General features: G+C 64.6%; 22 protein-coding genes. 9 read left to right on the top strand and 13 right to left on the bottom strand.

What is annotated here, in order from left to right; genetic code table 11:
* Positions 1 to 589 precede the first annotated feature (589 nt).
* On the top strand, positions 590 to 1,882 hold the full coding sequence (locus B4E96_RS06910; protein WP_286956923.1) for a glycosyltransferase: 1,293 nt from the start codon (positions 590 to 592) through the stop codon (positions 1,880 to 1,882).
* Between the two features lie 6 nt (positions 1,883 to 1,888).
* Here B4E96_RS06910 and B4E96_RS06915 read toward each other — a convergent pair whose 3' ends face one another.
* From B4E96_RS06915 to B4E96_RS06940, 6 genes are all read right to left on the bottom strand, one after another.
* On the bottom strand, positions 1,889 to 3,340 hold the full coding sequence (locus B4E96_RS06915) for a glycosyltransferase family 2 protein (RefSeq protein WP_286957020.1): 1,452 nt from the start codon (positions 3,338 to 3,340) through the stop codon (positions 1,889 to 1,891).
* A 108-nt stretch (positions 3,341 to 3,448) separates the two neighbouring features.
* A complete protein-coding gene (locus B4E96_RS06920; RefSeq protein ID WP_286956925.1) occupies positions 3,449 to 4,522 on the bottom strand; it encodes a glycosyltransferase family 2 protein in 1,074 nt (357 codons plus the stop codon).
* Positions 4,519 to 5,352: a CDP-alcohol phosphatidyltransferase family protein gene (locus B4E96_RS06925; RefSeq protein WP_286956926.1), complete on the bottom strand. Its 834-nt coding sequence runs from the start codon at positions 5,350 to 5,352 to the stop codon at positions 4,519 to 4,521. The genes B4E96_RS06920 and B4E96_RS06925 overlap by 4 nt, the downstream gene beginning before the upstream one ends.
* Before the next feature lie 104 nt (positions 5,353 to 5,456).
* Positions 5,457 to 5,843: a glycerol-3-phosphate cytidylyltransferase gene (gene tagD, locus B4E96_RS06930; protein WP_217006513.1), complete on the bottom strand. Its 387-nt coding sequence runs from the start codon at positions 5,841 to 5,843 to the stop codon at positions 5,457 to 5,459.
* Positions 5,844 to 6,024: 181 nt separating this feature from the next.
* Positions 6,025 to 7,290, bottom strand: a complete 1,266-nt coding sequence (locus B4E96_RS06935) for a CDP-glycerol glycerophosphotransferase family protein (RefSeq protein WP_286956927.1) — start codon at positions 7,288 to 7,290, stop codon at positions 6,025 to 6,027.
* Positions 7,291 to 7,354: 64 nt separating this feature from the next.
* Positions 7,355 to 8,338, bottom strand: a complete 984-nt coding sequence (locus B4E96_RS06940) for a hypothetical protein (protein ID WP_286956928.1) — start codon at positions 8,336 to 8,338, stop codon at positions 7,355 to 7,357.
* 138 nt (positions 8,339 to 8,476) lie between these two features.
* On the opposite strand from B4E96_RS06940, the gene B4E96_RS06945 reads away from it, so the two are divergent.
* The 3 genes from B4E96_RS06945 to B4E96_RS06955 all read left to right on the top strand — a co-directional run bounded on the left by B4E96_RS06945 (position 8,477) and on the right by B4E96_RS06955 (position 10,765).
* Positions 8,477 to 9,481, top strand: a complete 1,005-nt coding sequence (locus B4E96_RS06945) for an aldo/keto reductase family protein (RefSeq protein ID WP_286956929.1) — start codon at positions 8,477 to 8,479, stop codon at positions 9,479 to 9,481.
* A 330-nt stretch (positions 9,482 to 9,811) separates the two neighbouring features.
* Complete coding sequence (locus tag B4E96_RS06950; protein ID WP_286956930.1) at positions 9,812 to 9,943, top strand: hypothetical protein; 132 nt, start codon at positions 9,812 to 9,814, stop codon at positions 9,941 to 9,943.
* Positions 9,944 to 9,976: 33 nt separating this feature from the next.
* Entirely contained in the window at positions 9,977 to 10,765 is a 789-nt protein-coding gene (locus tag B4E96_RS06955) for a hypothetical protein (protein WP_286956931.1), read from the top strand.
* Positions 10,766 to 10,836: 71 nt separating this feature from the next.
* Here the strand turns inward: B4E96_RS06955 and B4E96_RS06960 are convergent, their stop codons facing one another.
* Together B4E96_RS06960 and B4E96_RS06965 are read right to left on the bottom strand one after the other, a co-directional pair.
* Positions 10,837 to 11,301, bottom strand: coding sequence for an NUDIX hydrolase (locus B4E96_RS06960; RefSeq protein WP_286956932.1), 465 nt, complete (start codon positions 11,299 to 11,301; stop codon positions 10,837 to 10,839).
* A 44-nt stretch (positions 11,302 to 11,345) separates the two neighbouring features.
* Positions 11,346 to 12,671, bottom strand: a complete 1,326-nt coding sequence (locus B4E96_RS06965; RefSeq protein ID WP_259877283.1) for a short-chain fatty acid transporter — start codon at positions 12,669 to 12,671, stop codon at positions 11,346 to 11,348.
* Between the two features lie 379 nt (positions 12,672 to 13,050).
* Here B4E96_RS06965 and B4E96_RS06970 point away from each other — a divergent pair, with 379 nt between their 5' ends.
* Positions 13,051 to 14,184, top strand: coding sequence for a hypothetical protein (locus tag B4E96_RS06970; RefSeq protein WP_286956933.1), 1,134 nt, complete (start codon positions 13,051 to 13,053; stop codon positions 14,182 to 14,184).
* A 210-nt stretch (positions 14,185 to 14,394) separates the two neighbouring features.
* Here the strand turns inward: B4E96_RS06970 and B4E96_RS06975 are convergent, their stop codons facing one another.
* Positions 14,395 to 15,771: an NAD-dependent succinate-semialdehyde dehydrogenase gene (locus B4E96_RS06975; protein ID WP_286956934.1), complete on the bottom strand. Its 1,377-nt coding sequence runs from the start codon at positions 15,769 to 15,771 to the stop codon at positions 14,395 to 14,397.
* Between the two features lie 171 nt (positions 15,772 to 15,942).
* Between B4E96_RS06975 and B4E96_RS06980 the strand changes: the two genes are divergently transcribed.
* Positions 15,943 to 16,308 (top strand): nuclear transport factor 2 family protein, encoded by a 366-nt coding sequence (locus B4E96_RS06980; RefSeq protein ID WP_286956935.1) that lies wholly within the window; start codon positions 15,943 to 15,945, stop codon positions 16,306 to 16,308.
* Between the two features lie 63 nt (positions 16,309 to 16,371).
* On the opposite strand, the gene B4E96_RS06985 is transcribed toward B4E96_RS06980, so the two are convergent.
* Complete coding sequence (locus tag B4E96_RS06985) at positions 16,372 to 17,310, bottom strand: 3-hydroxyacyl-CoA dehydrogenase family protein (protein WP_286956936.1); 939 nt, start codon at positions 17,308 to 17,310, stop codon at positions 16,372 to 16,374.
* Between the two features lie 101 nt (positions 17,311 to 17,411).
* On the opposite strand from B4E96_RS06985, the gene B4E96_RS06990 reads away from it, so the two are divergent.
* Complete coding sequence (locus B4E96_RS06990; protein ID WP_286956937.1) at positions 17,412 to 18,254, top strand: hypothetical protein; 843 nt, start codon at positions 17,412 to 17,414, stop codon at positions 18,252 to 18,254.
* Between the two features lie 199 nt (positions 18,255 to 18,453).
* Here the strand turns inward: B4E96_RS06990 and B4E96_RS06995 are convergent, their stop codons facing one another.
* Genes B4E96_RS06995 through B4E96_RS07005 form a run of 3 tightly spaced genes read right to left on the bottom strand, consistent with a single transcriptional unit; the run spans position 18,454 to position 21,866 of the window.
* Positions 18,454 to 20,079 (bottom strand): long-chain-fatty-acid--CoA ligase, encoded by a 1,626-nt coding sequence (locus B4E96_RS06995; protein ID WP_286956939.1) that lies wholly within the window; start codon positions 20,077 to 20,079, stop codon positions 18,454 to 18,456.
* Between the two features lie 52 nt (positions 20,080 to 20,131).
* Positions 20,132 to 20,896, bottom strand: coding sequence for an enoyl-CoA hydratase (locus B4E96_RS07000; RefSeq protein WP_286956940.1), 765 nt, complete (start codon positions 20,894 to 20,896; stop codon positions 20,132 to 20,134).
* Positions 20,889 to 21,866: an NADPH:quinone oxidoreductase family protein gene (locus B4E96_RS07005; protein WP_286956941.1), complete on the bottom strand. Its 978-nt coding sequence runs from the start codon at positions 21,864 to 21,866 to the stop codon at positions 20,889 to 20,891. Before B4E96_RS07005 ends, B4E96_RS07000 begins: the two co-directional genes overlap by 8 nt.
* Positions 21,867 to 22,032: 166 nt before the next feature.
* On the opposite strand from B4E96_RS07005, the gene B4E96_RS07010 reads away from it, so the two are divergent.
* Together B4E96_RS07010 and B4E96_RS07015 are read left to right on the top strand one after the other, a co-directional pair.
* The gene (locus B4E96_RS07010; protein ID WP_286956942.1) at positions 22,033 to 22,674 is read left to right on the top strand and encodes a PaaI family thioesterase; all 642 of its coding nucleotides are present in this window, start codon (positions 22,033 to 22,035) and stop codon (positions 22,672 to 22,674) included.
* Positions 22,675 to 22,767: 93 nt separating this feature from the next.
* A complete protein-coding gene (locus B4E96_RS07015; protein ID WP_259877281.1) occupies positions 22,768 to 23,910 on the top strand; it encodes a thiolase family protein in 1,143 nt (380 codons plus the stop codon).
* The last annotated feature ends 133 nt before the right edge of the window (positions 23,911 to 24,043 follow it).

Raw genomic sequence — 24,043 nt, forward strand, 5'->3', positions numbered from 1 at the left:
TGGCCCTGTTTCGGACGGGAGGAAGCACCAGATGCGCATTCCACTCACTTCACGGTCAACACGGTCACGCCACCAAGTTCGACCTGCAACAGTCAATTTTCCATCTGTACGGATTGTCAATCTGACATGGAGCATCCCCGATGAGTTTGGCGGTCTGACCAGCGTCCTACTCCGCCGATCAAAGTTGATTGCGGAACTCGGCAGTATCGACATCCCAGTTCTAACGCTCGACCCCAAACTGAACGTCGCAGCAAAAACTGAGAGTCTTCGGGCCAGAGGTCTTCTAGGTCACGGTGTACAGTTGCGCAACTGCTGGACAGAGGTAGCTGCTGCGTCTCATGTCGCGCTCGATCGACTTGCACTATCCACCCAGCCAGTTCCGACAAAGCCACCAACTCCTGTTGCACGAAGCGAGAGCGCCGGCGAAGGCAATAGGAGGGTTCTTTACGACTCAGGTGACAACATCATTGGCGTCGAGCACCTGCGTGCGAACGGTAGTGTTTATATCCGGGATGAACGAAAGGACCCGCGCGGCCGAGGAGTTCTCCTGTGCGACTCATCCGGAGACCCGATAGGCGCATGGACGAGAATGCGCGACTTCTATTTCGCATGGATTGATTCAGTCGTCGGCAACAGGCAAGCCATCATCATCAATGATTCAGCATTTGTTGGTTCATTCTTTCGCCACTATCAGCGCCCCAATGTGCGCACAGTCCAGGTCTTCCACAACACTCATCTGCAGCCCGCAGCATCAACCCCCTTCGGTCCGTTCACCAGGACACGCAGGGAAATGTCGGTAGATCATGCACAGTTTGACATGCTCACATTTCTTACGCGGCGCCAGCAGAACGAGTTTCATCAAGCGTTCCAAAGCTCCTACCGCCGTACTCGCGTAATACCCAACTCGCGCAGCACGCCAGAGCAGCAGGCGAGCCACCTGAAGCCCCGACACCGAGATTCTGGCATTATGCTCGCGCGCCTCACTAAGCAAAAGCGTGTGGATCAAGCAATACGCGCTTTCGCTCAGCTCGGTGAAACCAGCGCACGTCTCGACGTTTTTGGTTCCGGTCCTGATGCAAGCGAACTCGAAGCACTCATTGACGCGTACAATCTCAGGCACAGCGTGCGTCTTCGGGGCTACAGCGCGGATACAACCACTCAGCTGGAATCAGCTTCATTTCTGGTGCTAAGTAGTGATTTCGAGGGCTTTGGCCTGGTACTAGTTGAAGCAATGGCTGCGGGCTGCATTCCGATCGCCTTTGACGTCCGCTACGGACCCAGCGACATCATCACCCACGGACGCGACGGCTTCCTCGTACCTCCTGGTGATGCCGGCGCGCTCGCTCAAATAATCCGCCAGTTCCTCGATCTGAGCGACGAAGAGCGAACAGAGATGCGTCACGCTGCGATAAGGAGCGCTCGACGTTTCGACGATGCCGCTGTCACACGGATGTGGGCTGAATTATGCTACGAGCTTGTGGAGCCAGTGAGGCGCCCCATTGTCGCTGGGCGGCCTGCGCGACTTTCAGCGGTTTCTTTGCAGGAGAGCACAGTGGTCTTGCACGGTATGACTGCGGGTGACTGGACGTCGGCCGGCGCTGACGTCTTCCTGCGGGTACGGTCACGCAGCGGGCTCTACGGCTTCGAGGTCCCCATTGACCTGCACGTTGATGAATCCTTCAACGTGTCTATACCTCTTGGCCATTTCTTGGCAGCGCCCCCGGACACTTACGACTTCTGGCTCACTGCGGCCGGAGCCCAACAGCACAGACGGATGGCAGTCGCGAATGGAGCGGACCTCGCGGTTAGTCTGCACGTCGGCAGATTCTTTGAAACGGAACGCGGCAATCTCAGCCTTGCTATCGAGCCGGCACGGCTCTGAATCCGATCAGCGCCTCACTGCGTTCTTGATCTTCCGTGCCCAGGCCAGAATTTCACCAAGCCGACCGGTAGTCAGCTTGATGCTGATATTGCCCTGTGCTGTACAGTACGGATGCACGTTCCCGCGCGCCACCAGCGAAGCCTCGACTTCAGGCGCCGAAGCGACGCGGGCCCGCTGCACCAGATCCTTGCGCGGGTCGTCGTCATAACCCACTCGGCGGATGAGGTGAAGATCGACGACGCGTTCACTCGGAACCAGGAGTCTCCGCCAGCCCAACCGGAACTCTGCCGTGATGGTGCTGCTCTCTTTATCAGCACCTCGAGCCAGCCGTACCGCCGGAAGTGTGTAGCTCCAGTTCGAGCCGCGCTTTGAGACTTGCAGGACATGCGACTCGTCCGCAGCGCCGGCCGAGAAGACCCGGGAACGGATCTGCAGCTCGGCACCGCGGGAGGTGAGTTTCCACCGCACAAGCGTGGGGGCAAGCTCAACAGCTGCGATCTGTGAACCAACGCGAATCGCCTCGATATCACCGGCTCTCACCCATTCGCTGCGACTGCGGAATGGCTCCTCAAGGGCAGCTTCCAGTTCGACGGGAATGAACTCCCGCTGGAACTGCTGATGCACCTCGATGAATCGCTTTGCGCGCTCCTGCTTGAGCCTGACGAACCGATCCGGTGCGTAGAACTTTAAACATTTGCGACGGTACAAATCGAGGATGATCCGGTCGGCTCGCTGAGGATCCGGATCGTAATCGCGAATGTTCCGGCTCACCTGAGCGATCGCCCAGGTGTACTCATCGGGATCGAGGTAGCGAGAGCTGATGTTCTGCCCGTCGTCGCGGGTCCGGATCTGATAGTAGTCTGCGCCGGCGACCACCGACACCCGCTGCGCTAGGAAATAGGCACGCGAGAGCATGATGCCGTCTTCGAGCCTGACTTTCTCCTCGGGGAATCGCAGTCCGTGCTTGTCGAGGAACGTTCGCCGGAAGAGCTTCGTCGGGCCCAATGTCGTCAGCACGCTCGAAAGGTCCGCATCGATGCGCGTACGGGCATAGAGCTTAGATTGCACCCAGCGGCCGTTGATCGACCCCATCTGCGGCAGCACGATATCGGAGGCGTGCGCATCAGCAAAGTCACACATCACGGTGAACGCACTGGGGTCGAACTTGTCATCGGAGTCCGCGAAGAAAACATAGCGGCCGCGAGCCGCATTCAGAGCCCGGTTGCGCGGCTGGCCTGGCCACCCCCAGTTCTCCTGATGGATGACGTGCAGGTTGCTGTGGGTGGCGGCAAAGCGGTCGAGTTCGTCGCCGCTACCGTCCGTTGAGCCGTCGTCAACGGCAATGACTTCGAACTCTGCGGCCGGCATCGTCTGTGAGAACACAGAATCGAGCAGCTCTGTGAGGTATGGCATCGAGTTGTAGACGGGGATGATGAGGGAGAGCCTTAGGTCGGTCATTTCCACCCTTTCCGATTCAGGTGCTTCTCCACACGAGAGCGGTTCTGGTGAGTGCTGAGCCGCACGAGCCGCGGGCCCCACACCCTTGTCCAAGTGAACCAGTCAGCTCTACACGACTGGCGGTCGGCCGTAGCGGGCCATCCGCAGCAGTCCGCGAGTGGAGAGCTTTTCGTGATCTTCTTCAGGACCCCAGGGGTCATCGCGCCAACCATCGATCCAGCCGCTGAACCAGGGCCGCAGCTGCTCGGGTTTGGTCGCCCAACGCGCAGTCTGCATAAGCGTCCAGGACCCCACGTAGGCCAGGCTGAACGGCAGCGGCAGGTTTCGTCTGGCCAGCCACACGCGGTTGCGGGCGTTCATGTAGAAGTACTCTTCGTGCCGCCGCTGGTCGATCACTGGATGGGCAACCGAGACATCGCCCATGTACCAGACCTGGTAGCCAGCATCCCAGATCCGCCAGGCCAGTTCGATACCCTCATGGGCGTACCAGAACGGCGCTGGCCAGCCGCCACAAGCGTCGAAGGCCTTGCGCTGCAGGCACACCGCACCCTCCCACACGGAGAAGACGTTCGAGGACTGCTCAGCGCTGCCCTTCTTCAGGCGCGGAATCCAGCGTTTGGGTGCCGGTGTGCCGAAGGGGTCCTCGACGCGCGGCTGGATGAGACCGATGCTGGGCTTGGTGCGCATGAGCTGCGCCATGCGCATGAGGGTCGTGTCGTCAGGCAACCAGGCATCATCATCAAGGAAGAAGAGGAACTCCCCCTCGACATGCGGCACGCCCTCGTTGCGTCCGGCCGGGATGCCGATGTTGTTCGGCAGCGCCTGCGTCTTGACCTGCGCCGGCAGGCCAGATGGCTCCCAGCCGTTGCCCACGCAGATGATGTCGAGATCGACGCCGCGCTGAGCGAGCAGCGAATCAATGCCGCGGCGCAGGTCATCCAACCTCTTACCCTGTGTGAGCACGACGACACCGAAGGAGTACAGACGCGACTTCTTCGCAGCAGCCTTCTCCTCCGCAGCCGCGGCACCGGGCAGGTGGCCGTGGCGGGCGCGCACCGCACGTTCGAGTTTGCGGCGCTCCCGCGAACTGTCACGCAGGGACTCGAGCTGCGGGGTGTCGAAGGCCCCCGTCGGGATCGGCCGAGTGGCGTCCTTATGCGTATGGATGTGTTCGTGTGTCATGCCGACAATCTCCTTGAGGCCATGATCGCCAGGAAGTGCCCGATCACCGACAGCGCACACAGCGGCACGAGGAGGGTGATGAGCCAGCGTTCTCCAATGAGCTCTGGTCCCGCACTGGCTGAGGCGACGAGAGTGACGATCGCGGCGATGACTGCCAGAATCGACATCTCGACTGAGTGGTACAGGCGGTGGAATGGAACGAAGCGGGCGACCCGCTTGAGGGTGGCGAGAAGACCCGAGGGAATAGCGGTGGCCTGAGCGGTGTCCGGCAGCTTGCCGAGGCCGTTGAAGGCGCGGGCGACATGCACCATGTCGTTGAGCGCCTTGTTGAGGATCACAAGGAAGCCGAGGACCGCTCCGGCCAGCAGGTACGGGTATGAGCCCGCCGGGTCGTCGTGCAGGTTGGAGAACTCACCGCTGGCACGGGCGCCCAGGGCGATCGCAACGAGTCCTTCGGTGGTGTAATGGCCGACTTTGTCGAGGAAGACGCCTGTGGCGCCCGTTGTGCCGCGCCAGCGGGCGACCTCACCGTCGCAGCAGTCGAGGTACATCTGCAGCTGCGAGAAGAACAGCGCTAAGACCGCGCCGACCAGCCCCGGTATCAACAGCGAGGCTGCGATGAGCCACCCGGAGAGAATCATGAGGCCGGTGACGCCGTTGGCGGTGATCGGGGTGCGTACGAGCAGTACCGTCGTATAGATCGAGAAATGGCGCAGGTACAGCTGTGCAGTCCAGTGCTCGGCGTTCTTCCGGGCACGCACGTCCGGAGGCTGTGCGACAGCGCGCAGCTCTTCGAGTGTCGGACGCTGTGGCCGGGCGGGACTCAGCACGTGCCCTCCTCAGCTCGCTCTCATGGAATCTGTTGGGCCTGAACGCCCAGTTTACCCTGAGTTCATTTCTCTGACACTGTGACAGGCGAAAACGCAGCCGCGGCTCAGGACTTGAGGTCGGCCTTGATCTGCGTCGTCGAGATCTCTGGGGTGCGCGGCAAGTAGACGACCTCGCAGTGCTCTTCGAGTTCGTCGAACTTCCCTTCCCAGTCGTCGCCCATGACGAATACGTCGATGTGATACCGCTGTACGTCGTCGGGTTTCTGCTCCCACGTTTCCTCTGGGATAACGAGGTCGACGTACCTGATCGCTTCGAGCATTCGCTTGCGATCTTCGTAGCTGAAGTACGACTTCTTTCCCTTGCCAGCATTGAACTCATCCGTCGAAAGCGCTACTACGAGATAGTCGCCTTGCTCTTTGCACCGCTGCAGCAACCGGATGTGGCCGTAGTGCAGCAAGTCGAACGTGCCGTAAGTGATGATGCGGCGCATTGGTGAAGTCTCCATTGTTTGGAAGCGACGGTAACAGGGCCCCGCCGGGAAGCAGGCCGGGATCCGGATAATGGTAACGGCTTCATTACGCTTAGGTAAAATCTGCGCGAACGCCCCTCGGAGGCCTACCGTCTCTTGCCTCTCACCTGGCTTGCATCAGTGCGCCCCCGGCCCACTGAATTCACTCTGCGCTGCGTTCTCCGACGATTTGAATGGTCGCGGCTTCGAAGCGAAGCTGCTGCTGACCCGGTTCCGTGTTTCCGAGGTAGTAGGCCTGGGCATCGCGCGCCGCACCGCTGTCGGACGAACCCGCAGTTGCGGTCACTAGATCGACGATTTCACTCGGTTGACGCGCATCACCCGCAGGCGCACGGTCTAAGAGCCCACCGGGCAGCACTTCTGCACCGGGATCATCCGGCCGGATGAGTACGAGCGGCTTGCCTGTCGAGAGCCAGTCGAAGGCCACTGCCGACATTTCGGCAAGGCATGCATCAGCTGCGTCGAATTGCCACCCCAGCCGCACATCATCATCGAGGTATCCGCGCGGATGCTCGATCACCAACTGTTTGACCGCAGCAAGCGCCTGTGCTGTCTCGACGTCTATGACCCCGGTGCGCGGGTGGGGGCGGAAGATCACCCGACAGCCGGCTTCAAGCAGCCCGCGCACGATTGCCGGGCCGTTGTGTTTGAGGGTGCCGTACGCCATCGACGGCGAGTCGCCCTCCCAGGTGGGTGCGTAGAACACGGTCAGCCGTTCGCTATCCGTCATCTCCCGCCAGGCCTGCGGCGCCTGGCGCGGTGCGTCGAGCTGCGGGCGACCGATGTCGATCATGCGCGCTTCGCCTCCCTGCTCCCGGAATCCGACAAGCGTGCCTAAGAGGCGCTGGCGAGCGGCCTGGCCAGCAGTGAAGATGTAGTCATAGGCCTTGAGCTGATTGGAGATCATCGAGACCTTCTCGCTCTCCCCGTGGCTCAGGTGCACATGCGCTGGCCGGGTGAAGCGCAGCGACTGGAAGTTCATCGTGGCTTGGTTGACGTAGAAGACGACACGCAGACTCGACTGGCCCATAAAGGCTTCAAGGTCCTTGGCAAGTCGGCCGAAACGAATCGGAAGCTGCGTAGCCGGTGTGATGCGGCGGGCGTGATCAGCATTGCGACAGAAGATCGCCAACGGGGCCTCACCGTGGCCTTCTTCGACAAGGCGCTCAGACAGCCTCTCAAACGGCAGCAGCCATTCACGCAGCTGGTAGAGGCTGGCCGCATCCCCGGCGAAATAGGCCGCGACGACGAAAGCGTCGTCCGGTTGCGGTGCATATGTCGGATCAAGTCTGCGTTCGACGAGACGACCGCGCACCAATGCCGCACTGGTGCGTGCGATCGACCGGCCACGATTGACAGCCTGGACGCCGACTCGACGCAACTGGTCGGATCGTGTCGGAAAACTCATGCTCATCACCCTAGCCTGGGCCCCTGCACGGCAACCCGGAATAGGCAGATATGCACCAGCGTCATCAGCTCAGCGCTATGCGGTCCTCCGCTTCCCGCCACGCGACTTCGAGCCAGACCGAACCGAGTGCTGCATCAGCGGTGCTGCCGACGGTGAGCCGCGAGCGCAGCTGGTCAGCTTCCTCAGAGGTGGCCATGGTTGCCCTGAGGAAGGAGGGCAGGATCTCCTCGTTTACGTCGCAGGCAGGAATGCGCAGCTGACGATCGATGTCAGCATTCGGGTGCTTGTCGAGAACCGCACCCATATCAGGGAATCGGGCTTCGAGGCGGTTGGCCAGGTCGCCGGTGCACTGCGGGTTGTTCGCACATGCTCGGGCGACCGCCTCCGACGGGTCGTCGATGAGGGTCAGGAGGACATCGAGTGGAAGGTCGGGGTTGACGGCCAGCTGGACGCGCAGCTCATCGGGGCCCCACCCGCAGATGATCCGCGCGGCCTCCTTCGCCAATCCCGGCTTCGCCGGGTCATCGGCACCGTGGCTGGACTTCTCCGGGAAGCGCCGAATGACATCCTCGTAGCGCCATTCGTAAAACTGGCTGCGCGGCACGTTGAGGTAGTCCTCTTCGCGCAGGATCCTCTCCCACACCTCGCCGACGGTGTCGGTGGGGATCGGTTCGCCGGCCTTCTCTTTGTCCAGGACGATCGACTCGCGCACCCCGCAGGCGCGCTTCTGCCTGCGGGTGGCGATCAGGGAGCGCAGCGCGTAGGCGGGTTTGTCGATCCAGTCGGCGAACGGCGACTCGAAGTGGCGGATGATTGACATCGAGTTCCATCGTCCGGTGCGCTCAGGGTCGACGGCGTTGATGACGCAGTCCTGCACGGAATCAAGGGTCAGCAGGATCTGGCGGAACTCCGGGTGGTCGTGGGACTCCCGGGCGAGCACGTAGGCGATGTCCTGCGGGATCCGTCGCATGCCGGTCAGATGTGCGATGGCCTCATCCCACTGCGCGTTCGACACGGCACCCCGCACCTCAGACCACTCGGCACTCATAAACACCATTCAACCATGACCGGTTCAGGGAACACAGTGGCTACGACAACCCGCAAGAGCCTGAGCCGACGGTAGTGTGAGGAGGTGAGGCTGCGCCAGGCAGGCGCCGGCCGTTGATCTGCAAGAGAGGACTACCTGATGGAATTCCGTTACCTCGGCAACTCCGGACTCAAGATCTCCGAGATCACCTACGGCAACTGGCTCACCCACGGCTCCCAGGTGGAGAACGAGATCGCCACCAAGTGCGTGCACGCCGCACTCGACGCCGGCATCACGAGCTTCGACACCGCAGACGTCTACGCCAACACCAAGGCCGAATCGGTCCTCGGCGAGGCCCTCAAGGGCCAGCGCCGCGAATCGCTGGAGATCTTCACCAAGGTCTACTGGCCCACCGGCCCGCGCGGGCACAACGACTGCGGCCTGTCGCGCAAACACATCATGGAATCGATCAACGGTTCGCTCTCCCGCCTGCAGACCGACTACGTCGACCTCTACCAGGCGCACCGCTACGACTATGAGACCCCGCTGGAAGAGACGATGCAGGCGTTTGCTGATGTCGTCCGCTCCGGCAAGGCCCTCTACATCGGCGTGAGCGAATGGACCGCCGAGCAGATCCGCGCCGCCCACGGGATGGCCAAGGATCTCGGCATCCAGCTCATCTCCTCACAGCCGCAGTACAACATGCTCTGGCGGGTCATCGAACCCGAGGTGGTGCCGACCTGCCAGGAGCTGGGCATCTCCCAGATCGTGTGGTCGCCGATCGCCCAGGGTGTGCTGACCGGCAAGTACAAGCCCGGCCAGCCGCTGCCCGAAGGTTCGCGTGCCACCGATGAGTCCGGTGGCGCGAAGGCCGTGGCCGGACTGCTGGAGGACGAGACCCTCAAAGCCGTTGCCAAGCTCGAGCCGATCGCCCAGGACCTGAACCTGACGATGGCGCAGTTGGCGATCGCCTGGGTGCTGGCCAACGACAACGTCGCTGCCGCACTCGTCGGCGCCTCGCGCCCGGAGCAGATCAGCTCGAACGCTGATGCCGCCGGGGTCAAGCTCGATGCAGATGTGCTTTCGAAGATCGACGATGCCCTCGCAGGTGTCGTCAAGAACGACCCGAAGCTCACTGTCTCCCCGGAGACCCGTCCCTGCTGAGCCCCATCACCGACGTCCGCTGGGACGAATGGACAGAGACCCGTGGCTGGGCGGTGCACTGTGGTGCGCCGCCCAGTTCCATGCCCGGTCGCTGGGACATGTGGCATGCCCGGTCGCTGGGACTCTTGTGGCGGACCTGCCACATACCGAGCACGCATGATGCAACGGCTCGGGGTTGACTCGGTGGTGAGTCCTCCACCGCCGAGCTGATTCCAGGAGTCTGCTGTGTACTCACGCCCACCTCATCGGGACATCCCTCGAGACCTCTACGGCCTGCCGGCCACTCCCCCGGACACCCACACCCCACGCCCAGCTCCTGACCGGTCGAACATGAGCTTTTCGCCTGCGGCTGGGCTGCGCCGCTCGCGAGGTGCAGGCCCGGTGGTCATCGTCATGATTGTCGTCATCGCAGTCGCCCTGCTTTCGGGCCTTGCGGCGGCTGTGCTGTCCGGTGGCGTCTGACCTGGTCACGACTGTGACAGATATAATGCCGTCATGACGGCTCTGCGCATCACCTCGGAATTCATCGCCCGCTATGCCCCGCGCTATGTGATCACCGAGCTCGAAGAGCGCCTGCTGACCAAGGACGCGAAGAAGGCACGCAAGAAGGAGCGGCTGAAGTACAAGTCGCTGCTGCGCTTTGCGGAATGGAAGGCGGTTGCCGTTCTGCCGATACTCACCGGCTACTCTGACAAGACCACGCAGAAGGACATCGAGTACCTGACCTTCCTGGCGCTGGAGGAGGACACCCCTGATCGCTGGCGGATTCCGATCCTGTCGATCATCGACGGGGTCGGCAAGCCCTTCGCCAGTGCGATCCTCTCAGCGGTCTACCCCGCGGATTTCGCGCTCATGGACGCCCGCTCGGTCGGCGTGCTCTTCGATGCGGGCCTGCTGGAGTCGAAGAACACCGCCCGCGTGCCGTATGAGGACTACCTGGGCGTCGTGCGGATGATCGCCAGCGAAGCGAACGTCAGCCTGCGCGAGGTCTACCGCGCCCTCTACGCATACGCCGAACTCGGCGAACTCGCCGCTGACGACACTGCGGCGACGGTTGACGGCACAAAGCCTGCCACGACGACAGCGGCGAAGTCGAACACATCGTCCCAGTCCGCTTCCTCCACGGTGAAGAAGACGACTCCGCAGACGAGCACCACCACGAAGGCTGCGCCGAAGAAGGCCGCTGCCAAGAAGTCCACCGGCAAGAAGTCGACAGCCAGGAAGTCGGCGACGAATAAATCGACAGCTCAGAAGACGACAGCGAAGAAGTCGAATAAGAAGTGAGCCGCAGGCCGTGCCGACAGCCTGATCGGTTTCGGCCGGCTGCGCGGCACTGTCAGGTCATCTCTGTCGTGTCAGCGCGGCTGCGCCGGTGTGTTCGCGCCCTCGGTCAGCCAGTCGGGCAGATTCGGGATGACGCACTCACGCGTCAGGGAGGCGAACCGGCGCTCGGCGGTGTCGGCTGGCAGGTCATCGAAGGAGAACCAGCCGGCCTCAGTGATCTCCTCATACACCTCGGGCGCGGCGACATTGAGCCCACCGGGCAGCCCGCGGTAGGCGAAGACCGTGCCGCTGACCGCGTGCCCGGCCTCATTGGCCGCTGCGGCCGTCCATGTGCCGAGCTCTGTCAGCCGGTCATCGGCAAGCTCAAGATGCAGCTCCTCGGCGGCTTCGCGGATGATCGCGTGCCGAGCGGACTCACCAGGTTCGGGCTTGCCGCCAGGCAGCATGAACGCCCGGGTGCCCGACTTGCGGACCATGAGCAGCTCACGGTGCTCAGGGTGGCGGATGACGAGGGCGGAGACGCGGATCTCAGGCATGAGGGCACTCTAACAACGCAAGCCGGCCACCGCCTCGGGAGCGGTCACAGACTGATGATGAGCAGGGTCGCTCCGAGCACGACGCCGGCGCCGAGCAGGGTCAAGGTGGTGTAGCCGATGATGTCGCGCATCTTCAGCCCGGCGATCGCAAGCACCGGCAGGGCCCAGAACGGCTGGATCATGTTCGTCCACTGGTCTCCGTAGGACACCGCCATGATCGCCACCGTCGGGTCGACGCCGAGCTGGTCGGCCGCATCGAGCATGATCGGGCCCTGCACGGCGAACTGGCCGCCGCCGGAGGGGACGAAGAAGTTGACCAGGCCGGCGGCGAGGAAGGCGAGCAGGCCGAAGGTCGTCGGGTTGGCGATCGAGACGAGCGCGGTGGAGAAGACGACGATGAGGCCGGTGGCCTTCATCATCCCGAGGATGCCGGCATAGAGCGGGAACTGCAGCAGGATCTCGCCGACGTTGGCGGCGGCCTCCTTCGTCAGGTGGATGAGTTCGAAGGGGCTGCGCACGAGCAGGAAGATGAGCGCCAGGAACGACCAGTTGACGATGTCGAGGGTGAGCGAGCCGCCCTGTGCGAAGTGGACGGCGAGGTAGGCCACGAGGGCGAGCCCGGTGATGAGGGTGAGGATGCGCGAGGCGTCGATCCGGTCAGCAGGTGTCACGACGTCCTCGCCGGCGGGGTCGTAGGCCTCGGATTCGACGTGGGCGGGCAGTTCGACGACCGGGTCGTTCTTCCGCGGGGCGGCCAGAGCGAACAGGGCGGCGCAGACGATGATGACGGCGGCGGCTGCGGCGATGTTCCAGCCGGCGAAGATCGTCTGGGAGACCGGGATGAGCTGGCCGCCTAAGGATTCGGCGAGGAAGGAGTCCGGGGTGGCTGCGGTCAGCGGACCAGAAGCGGAGTAGCCCATGTGCCACACGACCATGCCGGAGTAGCCGGCAGCCACGAGCAGCGGGAAGTGGACCTTCATCTGCCTGCCGCGAGCCTGGATGGCGATCTCACGGGCGAGCAGTGCGCCGACGACCAGACCGAGTCCCCAGGTGATGAGAGAGGCGAAGCTGGCGACGATGAAGACGAAGACGTATGCCATGAGCGGGCTCTGCGGCACGGCGGCCAGCGCGGAAAGGCCCTTGCGGACCGGCCCGGTGTTAGCCAGGATGTGGCCGAGCAGCAGGATGAGCGCCATCTGGGTCATGAACTCCAGCAGCCCGGCCAGGCCCTCTCCCCAACCGGTGAGCACGTCGACGGGGCGGGCATCGGTGAGGATGAACGCAAGTATCGCAACGACGAGGGTGAGCAGGATGGCGAAGACCAGCGATGACGGCACCCAGCGCTCGAGGAAGTGATTCAGCGGTCGCATGAGCCCGCGTGAAGCCTGCGCGTTCGACTGCGCTTCCTGGCTTTCCGGGGTGGTCGGGGGCGGAGTGTGACTAGCCATGGGGTGTGGGCCTTTCTCGTCGTTGAGTTTCGGTTGTGCTGACCACTGATCGCGGTCGGATCGGTCGGATGTGCTCGCACCATGCTACGGGTGATGACGCCCCGGCTCTGAGGCGGGGTTCAGGGTGCTGGCTTCAGAGCGGAGACCTGGACCGGCATCCCAGGTCGGCCGACTATCGGACGAAGTGCCGCAGATCCCGGCCGATTCACCGAACATTCAGGAAACCTGGTTGTCACCCGATGTTACCCAGGTTACTCTCAGAGAGAATTGATATTTCTCTGACCTTCGAAGGGACAGCCCCATGAAGCGCACATCTCTCCGCCGCCTGGCTGCCGGAGCCTCCGCCGCCGCGCTCGTCAGCGCCGGTGCGCTCTTCGGTTCCTCGGCCGCATTTGCGCAGCCGACGCCAGAAGATGCACAGGCTGCCACCGAGCCGGCAACGCAGCCGGCTGACACCGGTCAGAAGTCTGAGGACGAAAAGCACGACGACTCGGCCGAGAAGCAGGCCAAGACGAAGACTCATGAAAATCAGAAGCCTGCCGCTTCGAAGACCGAGGAGCCGGCCGCGACCAAAGCCCCGGAGTCCACGGATCCCGCATCCACGCCGACACCAGACCCGACTGAAGACGACGGCGACGACGATGCCCCGGCGTTCGACCCGCAAGTGAGCTCGGCCCCGGATGAGATCACCGCTGCAGACCTCGCCGACCCGGACAAGGGCATCAGCATCACAGCCTCGAACCTCCAGCCCGGAGACGTTGTCACCGACAGCCTCACCGAAGAGTTAAATACCGCTGAAGGTGACGAACTGACGACCGGCGTCTACTACAAGGGCGATCCGAGCAACTTCGAGGTCGGCGACAAGGTGGACTTCACCGTCACCGTCTCCCGCGAGGGCGAAGAGTCGAAGATCTTCGACTTCACCGTCACGATCATCGGTGAAGACGACGGCGACGACGAGACCATGGAGCCGGAGCTGAAGATCTCACCGCAGAAGATCAGCGTCACCGACTTCCGCAATGAGAACAAGGGTGTTCAGCTCACCGTCACGAACTGCTACCCCGGTGAGGCAGCAGCGTTCATCATCGAACATGAGAACGGCGAGCTGAGCTACGAAGTCGACGCCGACACCAACGACGACGGCACCGCCGTCATCGAGCATATCCACGGCACGGGCAACGCTCCCGACTCCGCCTACACCGGCACCTACACCGTCACCGTCATCTGCGGCGATGGCGAGAGCGACGGAACGTTCTCCGTCCATGCCGATGACAACGGCAAGGGCGGCGGTGACTCTGACAAGGGCCGTGACCGTAATCGCAACGAGCTGCCGCGCACCGGCTCAGACCTGACCGCGCTCTACGGTGCAGTCAGCCTGCTGGCTGTCGGAGCTGCAGCCATGGTGGTCGGCCGTCGCAAGAGCCCCAAGCAGTGATGACCGACAGCTGAGAAGCTGACATTCTGTGGCTCGCTGGGGATTCTCCCGGCGAGCCACAGTCATGTCTGCGCACAGGTGCGACAGCGCTGTCGTCGCCTTCACCCGGCGCGCGGAGAAACAGGGAGAGCTGAGCCGGCACGCTGATCGCACATGTCAAAAGAGATGGCCCGCCGGGCGAACCCGGCGGGCCAATATCATGCGCTGAGATCAGCTGTTCTTGTAGTACAGCTGCTTGTTGCAGAACTCGTCCATCGCCAGCGGGCCGAGCTCACGGCCGACACCGGAGCGCTTGACACCGCCGAAGGGCAGGTACTCCCGGGACTGCTCAGGTCCGTTGACGAAGACCATGCCGGCCTGCAGCTGTTCGGCGACCTTCTCCGCCCGGCTCATATCCGAGCTGAACACTGCCGAGCCTAGACCGAACGGGGTGTCGTTAGCCAACTCGACGGCTTCCTCGTCGGAGGAGACGCGGAAGATCATGAATGCCGGGCCGAAGAGCTCCTCGTAGTAGCCGCGCTTGCCCTTCTGCACATCGGTGAGCACGACTGGCTCGACGAAGGAGCCCTCTCCTTCATAGGCCTTGCCACCGGCCAGCAGGGTCGCACCGTCAGCCACCGTCGCCTCGACCTGCTCCATGAACCGCTCCTGCGCTGCCTTCGACGACAGCGGGCTCAGCTGTGAGTTCTCGGCCAGCGGGTCAGACGGGGTGAACTTCTTGGCCGATTCCGTGATCTTCTCGACGAATTCGTCGTAGATGTCGTCCATGACGATCATGCGCTTGGGCGAGTTGCAGGCCTGGCCGGTGTTGCCCATCCGCGCCTGGAACAGCGTCTTGGCTGTCGCGGCGACATCCTCGGAGTCGAGCACGACGTACGGGTCCGAGCCGCCGAGTTCGAGGACCACCTTCTTAAGGTTCTTGCCCGCCTCGGCGGCCACGGCCGATCCAGCACGCTCGGAACCGGTCAGGGACACGCCCTGATTGCGCGGATCCGGCAGGATGATGTCAGCGACCTGCTCGTTGGTGGCGTAGACGTTGATGTAGGCGTCGGCCGGCAGGCCGGCCTCGGCGAAGATCTCCTCCATCACCTGTGCCGAGCGCGGGCACTGCGGGGCGTGCTTGAGGATGATCGTGTTGCCCAGCGCCAAGTTCGGTGCGGCGAAGCGGGCGACCTGGTAGTACGGGAAGTTCCACGGCATGATGCCCAGCAGCGAGCCGACCGGCTTGCGCAGCAGATAGGCCTCGCCGTCCTTGGGTCCCTTGAGCTTCTCCTCGGAGATGAACTCGGCGGCGTTGTCGGCGAAGTACTGGTAGATCATGCTCGACAGTGCGACTTCGCCCTTGCCCTCCGGGACGGCTTTGCCCATCTCGAGCTTGATGATCTCGGCAAGCTCCTCAGCGCGGTCCGAGTAGATCTGGGCGACCTTCGACAGGATTGCCGTGCGCTCCTCCACTGGGGTGGTGGACCAGGTGGCGTAGGCGTTGTGCGAGCGGGCGAGCGCATCGGTGATCTGCTCATCAGTGGCGGTCGGGAACTCCTCGATGACCTCACCGGTGGCGGGATTGACGACTGCATACTGCGACATCTGTGATTCCTTTCACTCGACCGTCGCAGACCGCTTACCTAAGGCTGCGACGGTGCAGGCCGGCCTGTGCGCCGGCGGTTGATGCCCACGCTAGTCGCCGCTGGGCCTGCTGTTCAACCGGCGTAGACTGGCGCTGAGACCCCGTCCCGCCACCTGTTGAGAGGACCGATCGTGACCGCTGAGAAGCACAGCATCGAACAGCTCGCCGCCCGCTACTACGCCACTGTCGACTCCAGTGATGCCGATGCGACATCGGCGCTGTTCGCCGCCGACGCCAGCTATGACCGGCCGGGCTACCCGACGATGGTTGGGCAGGCGATCACGGACTTCTACCACGGCGAGCGGATCATCGTCTCAGGCAAGCACACCGTCACCGAGGTGCTGGTGTCCGGCCAGCAGGCTGCCGTGCAGGGATCGTTCGCCGGCACGCTCAAGGACGGTTCGGAGGCCAGCGAGCGGTTCGCCGACTTCCTCACCTTCGACGACGCCGGGCTCATCACGAACCGGACGACGTACTTCTACCGCGCGGCAGTCTGAGTCAGGCCGCGCAGGCCGTGCGGATCTGAGCCAGCCCACCGTGCTCACTCTGCAGGCTCGGCCTCACTCCGCGGGCTCGTCGTCCCAGTCGTCGGCGGGTTCGGGGGCGTCACCGGACTCGACCTCGGCGCGCAGGCGCAGGATGCCCTCCTGCATGCGGTCACGTTCGGCGGTGAGCGCCTCGGCTGATGGGTAGGCCTGCTCGACCTGTTCGAAGACCGGTTCCATGCCGTCGGCTGACATGTCCGGTTCGGTCACGTCGATCTGCGCGAACGATGGGCCGATGTGCTCCATGAGCCCGCGGAACCCGGCTTGTCCCCCACCCAGGTGCAGGCCGCCGAACAGCCCGACGGCAGCCCAGCGCATGCCGAGTGAGTTCTTCAGCACGGTGTCGACGTCTGCGGCGCTGGCGATGCCGGCTTCGACGATGTGGGTGGCTTCGCGCAGCAGGGCGTTCTGCAGGCGGTTGCCGACGAAGCCGGGGGCTTCCTTCTCGAGCACGACCGGCACGCGGCCCAAGGTGACGAGGAAGTCGCGGAGGGCAGTCACCACCTCGGGCGCGGTGCGCTCACCGGGAACGACCTCGACCAGGGGCATGACGTGCGGCGGGTTGTACGGGTGGCTGACAAGGATGCGGGCGGCTGCCTCATCGGACAGACGCGCAGCGATCTTCGTCGGCAGCAGGGCCGAGGACGAGGAGGCGAGCACGCAGTCAGCCGGGGCGGCGTCGACGAGGTCAGCGAACATCTGGGTCTTGGCCTCGAGGTTCTCCGGCCCGGACTCCTGCACCAGGTCAGCGCCGCCCACCGCCTCGGTCAGGCACTGGCAGACCTCGATCGGCGCCTCGGTCTCGGCGGCCAGCCTCCCGGCGACCGTGTCGAGATCCGGGCGGGGATCGAACAGGCGCACGCGGTGCCCGTGGGAGGCGAACAGCCTAGCCCAGGACAGGCCGATCGTGCCGGCGCCGATGATGGCGGCAGTCAGCGGGGTCTCGGTGAGCATATGGGCAAACGTACACCGCCGCCTGCCACATTTCGACCCCGCCCGGCTCGCGGGACGGCCAGCACCCTGGCGGTAGTGCGCTGGCGTGGAATAATAAATCTATGAGCAACGAGAACATCATCGCCGGAGCTGAGGAACAGCTCGCCCAGGCACAGGAGTCAGCCGGTGTCGTCATGCGCTGCCTGCACACCGCCGCTGAGGCAGCCGAGGCCTCGCTACTGCTCGATGAGGTGTGGAACGTCGGCCGGGCCGGCACCACCCAGCTCGAGCCCGGGCTCATCGTCGCACTCGCCCATGCCGGCAACTACGTCGCCGGTGCCTTCGGTGTTGAGGACGACTCGCTCATCGGCGTGACGATCGGGTTCTTCGGTCAGCCGCTGGGCAAGATGATGCACTCGCACATCGCCGGTGTGCGCCACGAACAGGTGGGCCGCGGCACCGGTGCGGCGATGAAGCTGCACCAGCGGCTGTGGTGCCTCAACCACGGGATCAAACAGATGACGTGGACGTTCGATCCGCTCATCGCCCGCAACGCCTACTTCAACTTCAGCCGGCTCGGCGTCAATGCGCTGGACTACTACGAGGACTTCTACGGCCAGATGCGCGACGGCGTCAACGAGGGCCAGGCCTCAGACCGGATGCTCGTGTCCTGGCGGCTCGACCTGCCAAAGCGCCCGCCGCTGCCGGAGGCGCTGGAGAGCGCTGAGCCGGTCTTCGCCCTCGACACCGTCGACGGTGAGCCGCGGCTGAGCGACGTGCCGCGAGAATGCGAGGTCGTCGGCGTGCGGATCCCCAGCGACATCGAGTCGCTGCGCGGCGTCGACCCGGAGCTGGCGACCCGCTGGCGGATGGCGCTGCGCGACACCTTCACCGGCCTGATGTCCGACGGCTGGGAGATCGTCACCTGCCGCCGCGACGGGGTGTACCTGCTCATCCACCCGTGACGGTCGGCTGAGTCGGGCAGGTCTGCGGGCCCGGGATCTGCGTGCCTGAGCTTCCCGGCAGAAGGCCGGTCACAAAGTGACGGTCCCGGGTACGGATCAGGGGCAATATTCGACCAGTCTTTGGGCCGAGAAGAGTGAGAGGAGCCATCCTCCCGATTCCTGATTGGGTATCGGAAGGATGGCTCCTCTGTGTCTGGGGTCAGTCCTGCTGCTGGTGCTGACTGCGCAGCAGCTTCTTGTCCAGCTTGCCCACTGAGGTGCGCGGCAGCTCCTCGCAGAAGACGACGTCATCGGGCAGCTGCCACTTGGCGAACCGGTCGGCGAGGACGGCGAGGATGCTGTCCTTCGTCACACCGTCTTCGCGGGCGACGACATAGGCGACTGGGCGCTCATCCCACTTGGGGTCGGGCACCGCGATGACCGCGGCCTCGGCGACCTGCGGGTGATCGAGCAGCGCATTCTCCATGTCAATCGAGGAGATCCACTCACCACCGGACTTGATGACGTCTTTGAGGCGGTCGGTGAGCTTGAGGTACCCCTGCTCGGTCAGCAGCCCGGCGTCGCCGGAGCGCCACCAGCCGTCCATGAACCTCTCAGCGCTGTCGTCGAGGTTGTGGTAGCTGCTCGTGATCCACGGTCCGCGGAAGAGCACCTCGCCCTGTTCACCGGCCGGCACCTCAGCTCCGGCCGGGTCGACGATCTTGACGTCGATGCCGGTGACCGGCAGACCTTGGTAGCGCTGCAGATCCCACACCTCGTCCTCGCTGAGCTCCAGGCCGGGCTTGAGATGCCAGTTGACGGTCACCAGCGGCGTCGTCTCGGTCGCACCGTAGGCGTGGATGACCTTGACGCCGGTGAGCTCGGTCAGCCCCTTGAGCAGCGCAAGCGGCGGTTCACTGGCACCGGAGACCACCCGGGTGCGGGAGAGATCCGGCGGAGTGTCGAGGGCCTTGAAGTGCTCGAACAGCGGAGTCAGCAGGGCCGGTGCGGCATTGGCGACGGTCACACCGAAGCGGGTGAACCCCTCGGCCACCGGGGTGATGTCCGTGGCGGCGAAGCGGCCCGGCAGCACGACACCGGCACCGGCGGCCAGCGCCGTCTGCGGGAAGCCCCAGGAGATGACGTGGAACATCGGCGTGATCGGCATGACGACGTCGGTGTAGTCGACCTGGAGGCCGGCCAGTGAGGCCATCGTGTGCAGGTACATCGCCCGGTGGGAGTAGAACACGCCCTTGGGCTTGCCGGTCGTGCCGGTGGTGTAGCCGGCATAGGCGGCGGTGTTCTCGTCGATGACCTGCCAGTCGTAGTCACTCGGCCTGCCGGCGATGAGCTCCTCATAGGAGTACACGTTCTCCAGGCTCGTCTCGATCTGATCAAGCGGCTTGTCTGTGAGCACCACCCAGCCCTTGACGTAGGTCGACGGGGCGAACGCCTCGGCCAACGGCAGCAGCGATTCGTCGACGAAAACCCAGTCGGTCTGCGAATGGTTGACGACATAGGCGAGGTCGGGGACCGCCAGGCGCAGATTCAGCTGCAGCATCGTCGCCGCCACGCACGGCACGCCGAAGTACAGTTCGAAGTGGCGGCGGGAGTTCCAGTCCATAACGCCGACGGTGCTGCCGGGACCGATCCCGAGCTCATCAAGGGCGTGGGCGAGCTGGCTGATGCGGGCGTACTCTTCGCCATAATCCGACTGGTGCCACTGCCCGGCCAGATCGCGGTAGGTCACTGGTGCATCGGAGAACGTCCGGTTGGCATGCCGGAGGAAAGTGGTGAGGTTGAGCTGGTAGTCATCGCCCATGGTCGAGCGGTTGCCGGTGAGCATGCGGTGTGCCTTTCATGTCATGCGATCGGTGCGGGCGCAGCGGCTGAGAGCTTCAGACGCCGCGGAATTCCGGGGTGCGCTTGGCGAGGAACGCCTGCACACCCTCGGCGGCATCCGCGGAGTCCTTGAGCATGTCCTGGCCGGTGGCCTCGCGGGCGAGGGCGGCATCGAGCTGGTGCAGGGTCGCCTGGTTGACCGCCCACTCGGTCTCGCCGAGTGCCAGGGTCGGGCCGGCGGCCAGCTGCGAGGCGACTTCGCGTGCCCGGGTGAGGTACGCCTCGGGTGCGGTGACCTCGGTCGCCAGGCCCCAGTCGAAGGCCTGCGCAGCACCGATCTTCTCCCCGGTCAGGGCCATGCGCAGGGCGCGGTGGCGGCCGGCGGAGGCGGCGACGAGTGCGGTCGAGCCGCCGTCGGGCATGAGCCCGATGCGGGTGAAGGCGAGCATGAGGTAGGACTTCTCGCTCATGATGACGTAGTCGCAAATGAGCGCAAACGAGCAGCCGACACCGGCGGCCGGACCGGAGACGGCGGCGACGGTGGGCACGCGCAGGTCGCGGATCTTGCCGATCGCCTCGTTGATGACATCGAGGCCGACGCCCTTGAGCTCGCCGTCGGTCATCGCCGAGACGTCAGCTCCGGAGCAGAAGGCGCGTGCGTCACCGGTGAGGATGACGGCGCGGGCCTCTTCAGCGGCGCGGTCGAGTGCTGTGTTGAGGGCGATGACGGTGTCGCGGGTGAGTGCGTTGAGCGCCTGCGGGCGGTTGAACCGGATCGTCATGACGCCGGCGTCGAGGGTGACGTCGAGCTCCTCAGCCATGGGGGTCCTCCTGGATGTCGAGAATGACTTTGCCGATCACCGAGCGGTTCTCCAGCTCGGTGATCGCCGCTGCGGCCTGGTCGAGGCTGAAGCGGGCGTGGATGTGGGGGTCGAGCTGACCGCCTGCGAGGTATTCGCGCAGGTGGGCCCACTGCTTCTGGGCCATGAGCGGGTCGGACGGCAGGGCGGCGCCCCAGCCGACGCCAGCGACGGAGATGTTGTTGAGCAGCAGCCGGTTGACTTTGACCTCCGGGATCGAGCCTGCGGTGAACCCGAGCACGAGCAGTGTGCCGAAACGGGCCAGACACCGCAGGGAGTCGGTGAAGCGGTCCCCGCCGACGGGGTCGACGACCACGTCGACGCCGCGTGGGGCGATGTCCTTGACGGCGTCTTTGAAGCCGTCGGCGCGCACGACGTGCTGGGCGCCGAGTTCGGTGACCATCGCGGCCTTCTCATCACTGGAGACCACCGCGATGACCTCAGCCCCCATTGCCAGGGCGATCTGCACGCAGGCCGAGCCGAGGCCGCCGGCCGCACCGTGGATGAGGACGCGCTGACCCGGCTGCAGGTTCCCGCGGGTGCGCAGGGCGAAGTCGGCGGTCAGGACGTTCATCGGCATCCCGGCCGCAGCCTCCAAGGAGAGCTCCTCAGGCAGAGGCAGAACCATAGCCTCGGGTGCGGTGGCGAACTGGGCGAACGCCCCGCTCGGGATGATCGCAGCGACCCGGTCACCGGGGGCGAAACGGGAGGAACGGGATTCGACGACGGTGCCGGCGAGTTCGGAACCGAGGATGAAGGGCGGTTCGTGCTTGGTCTGGTACTGCCCGTAAGTCTGGAGCAGCTCGGGGAAGGTGACCCCGGCGCAGGCGACCTCAATGAGGACTTCGCCTTCGGCCGGGGACGGTGCGGGTGCGTCCTGCAGCTCGACTGCGCCCGGGCCGTCGAGGCGGGTGACGTGGATGGCCTTCATACTCTCCCTTTTCGCCGTGAGACTGTGCCAGCAGGGCGAGTGCGCCCTTGCCACGGTCGATGCCGGCAGCTAGATTGAATCCGGTATCGAACGATTGTTCAGCAGACTACTGGCTTGATCTGTCTCACACAAGAAGAGGTGGGACGCAAAGCCTGCGAGGAGTGAGATGAACCGTCACAACCAGTCCCAGGTCACCCCCTATATCGCACACACAGCTGAGCTGACCCGCGAGCTCATCGACGTGCTCGTGGCCACCGGTGAGGAGGCGTCTGTGGCCGCACGGGTCGGGGAGCTGGCCGGGCAGCTTCAGGCACTGGCCGCCGATCCGTCGCAGGCGGCACCGGCGCACGGCGCCCGAGAGTCCTACCTGCCCAACGACCGTAGCCCGGTGACCTCGCTGCGCAACCCGATCGCCCCGCCGATGGAGCTCAGCTACTCAGACGGCCGCGCTGAGGGCACCGTAACGCTGAGCGCACCCTATGAAGGCCCACCGCAGCGAGCGCACGGCGGGGTCGTGGCGATGCTGCTCGATCACGTCATGGGAGCTGCTGCCAACACCGATGCCCCGCCGCCGGCGCTGACCCGGATGCTGTCGATCGACTACTTCGACGGCACCCCGCTCGGGGCAGAGGTCACCGTCGTCGCCTGGGTCGACCGGGTTGAGGGCCGCAAGAAGCACATGGTCGGCGAGATCCGGCACGATGGGAAGGTGTGCGCGCGCTCGACCGGGCTGTGGATCGATCTGCCGGCCGAGGTGTACGAGAAGGCCTTCGCCGCGGCGGGTTTCGCCCCGGAATCATTCGCCTGACCACAACAGTGTGACCCCGGTCGCAGGGGCCGGCGGACAGCTGGCTACAGTTGAGCTCGGTCACACCCACTGCACCGCTCCAAAGGAGTCCACATGAACGACGCAGTCATCGTCGCCGCCCGGCGCACCCCGACCGGTAAGCGCGAAGGCGTGCTCTCCGGCATCCATCCTGCTGACCTTTCGGCCCTCGTCATCGAGGACCTCGTGACGACCACCGGCATCGACCCGGTCGTCCTCGACGATGTCATCTGGGGCAATGTCACCCAGGCCGGCGAGCAGACCGGTGACATCGCCCGCACCGCAGCCCTGTCTGCAGGCTTGCCGGAGTCGGTGCCCGGTGTCACAGTCGACCGCCAGTGCGGCTCGTCCCAGCAGTCTGTGCACTTCGCCGCCGCCGGACTCATCGCCGGTCATTACGATGCCGTCATCGCCGGCGGTGTCGAATCGATGTCGCGCAACCCGATGGGCTCCTCGCTCATGGGCAAGAGCCCCTACGGCGAGCGCTTCCTCGCCCGCTACGACGGCGTGTTCCCCAACCAGGGAATCGGCGCGGAGATGATCGCCGAGCAGTGGGGTTTCGACCGCACGCAGCTCGATGAGTTCGCGATCGAATCCCACGAACGGGCAGCCGCGGCCACCGATGCCGGTGCCTTCGAATCGCAGATCGTGCCGGTCGAGACCGAGCACGGCACCATCACCGCCGATGAGGGCATCCGTCGCGGCGGCACCGTCGAGGGCCTGGCGAAGCTCAAGACCGTCTTCCGCGAAGACGGCGTCATCACCGCCGGCAACGCCTCCCAGATCTCCGACGGCTCAGCAGCCCTGCTCATGATGACCTCGGAAAAGGCCCGCGAGCTCGGACTCACGCCGATCGCCCGTGTGCACACTGCGGTGCTGGCCGGAACTGATCCGGTCATCATGCTCACCGGCCCGATTCCAGCGACCCAGAAGGCCCTCAGACGCTCGGGGCTGTCGATGTCAGACATCGGCGTCTTCGAAGTCAACGAGGCCTTCGCCTCGGTGCCACTGGCCTGGGCCAAGGACCTCGAGGCAGACACAAAGCTCATGAACCCCAACGGCGGAGCGATCGCGTTGGGTCACCCGCTCGGCGGCTCGGGCGCCCGCCTCATGACGACGATGGTCCACCACATGGCCGACAAGGGCATCAGGTACGGCCTGCAGACGATGTGCGAAGGCGGCGGCCAGGCCAACGCCACCATCCTCGAACTCCTCTGACACCGTTCCCGAGGCACAGCTGGAAACCCAGCCACCGCCTCGGGCGCGGCACCGTCACCGGCACGGCCGGGGCAGCAGGACTGCCCCGGCCGTCGCCGTCTCGTCGGGCCTGCGGCGGCCACCTGTCTCGGCT

This window comes from Brevibacterium sp. UBA7493 (assembly GCF_002479565.1).
Lineage (GTDB): Bacteria > Actinomycetota > Actinomycetes > Actinomycetales > Brevibacteriaceae > Brevibacterium > Brevibacterium luteolum.

Bases quoted from the DNA above. Each gene is read 5' to 3' on its own strand.
- B4E96_RS06910 (WP_286956923.1), top strand. From the start codon at position 590: ATGCGCGACTTCTATTTCGCATGGATTGATTCAGTCGTCGGCAACAGG.
- B4E96_RS06915 (WP_286957020.1), bottom strand. From the start codon at position 3,340: ATGACCGACCTAAGGCTCTCCCTCATCATCCCCGTCTACAACTCGATG.
- B4E96_RS06920 (WP_286956925.1), bottom strand. From the start codon at position 4,522: ATGACACACGAACACATCCATACGCATAAGGACGCCACTCGGCCGATC.
- tagD (WP_217006513.1), bottom strand. From the start codon at position 5,843: ATGCGCCGCATCATCACTTACGGCACGTTCGACTTGCTGCACTACGGC.
- B4E96_RS06935 (WP_286956927.1), bottom strand. From the start codon at position 7,290: ATGAGTTTTCCGACACGATCCGACCAGTTGCGTCGAGTCGGCGTCCAG.
- B4E96_RS06940 (WP_286956928.1), bottom strand. From the start codon at position 8,338: ATGAGTGCCGAGTGGTCTGAGGTGCGGGGTGCCGTGTCGAACGCGCAG.
- B4E96_RS06945 (WP_286956929.1), top strand. From the start codon at position 8,477: ATGGAATTCCGTTACCTCGGCAACTCCGGACTCAAGATCTCCGAGATC.
- B4E96_RS06950 (WP_286956930.1), top strand. From the start codon at position 9,812: ATGAGCTTTTCGCCTGCGGCTGGGCTGCGCCGCTCGCGAGGTGCAGGC.
- B4E96_RS06955 (WP_286956931.1), top strand. From the start codon at position 9,977: ATGACGGCTCTGCGCATCACCTCGGAATTCATCGCCCGCTATGCCCCG.
- B4E96_RS06960 (WP_286956932.1), bottom strand. From the start codon at position 11,301: ATGCCTGAGATCCGCGTCTCCGCCCTCGTCATCCGCCACCCTGAGCAC.
- B4E96_RS06965 (WP_259877283.1), bottom strand. From the start codon at position 12,671: ATGCGACCGCTGAATCACTTCCTCGAGCGCTGGGTGCCGTCATCGCTG.
- B4E96_RS06970 (WP_286956933.1), top strand. From the start codon at position 13,051: ATGAAGCGCACATCTCTCCGCCGCCTGGCTGCCGGAGCCTCCGCCGCC.
- B4E96_RS06975 (WP_286956934.1), bottom strand. From the start codon at position 15,771: ATGTCGCAGTATGCAGTCGTCAATCCCGCCACCGGTGAGGTCATCGAG.
- B4E96_RS06985 (WP_286956936.1), bottom strand. From the start codon at position 17,310: ATGCTCACCGAGACCCCGCTGACTGCCGCCATCATCGGCGCCGGCACG.
- B4E96_RS06990 (WP_286956937.1), top strand. From the start codon at position 17,412: ATGAGCAACGAGAACATCATCGCCGGAGCTGAGGAACAGCTCGCCCAG.
- B4E96_RS06995 (WP_286956939.1), bottom strand. From the start codon at position 20,079: ATGCTCACCGGCAACCGCTCGACCATGGGCGATGACTACCAGCTCAAC.
- B4E96_RS07000 (WP_286956940.1), bottom strand. From the start codon at position 20,896: ATGGCTGAGGAGCTCGACGTCACCCTCGACGCCGGCGTCATGACGATC.
- B4E96_RS07005 (WP_286956941.1), bottom strand. From the start codon at position 21,866: ATGAAGGCCATCCACGTCACCCGCCTCGACGGCCCGGGCGCAGTCGAG.
- B4E96_RS07010 (WP_286956942.1), top strand. From the start codon at position 22,033: ATGAACCGTCACAACCAGTCCCAGGTCACCCCCTATATCGCACACACA.
- B4E96_RS07015 (WP_259877281.1), top strand. From the start codon at position 22,768: ATGAACGACGCAGTCATCGTCGCCGCCCGGCGCACCCCGACCGGTAAG.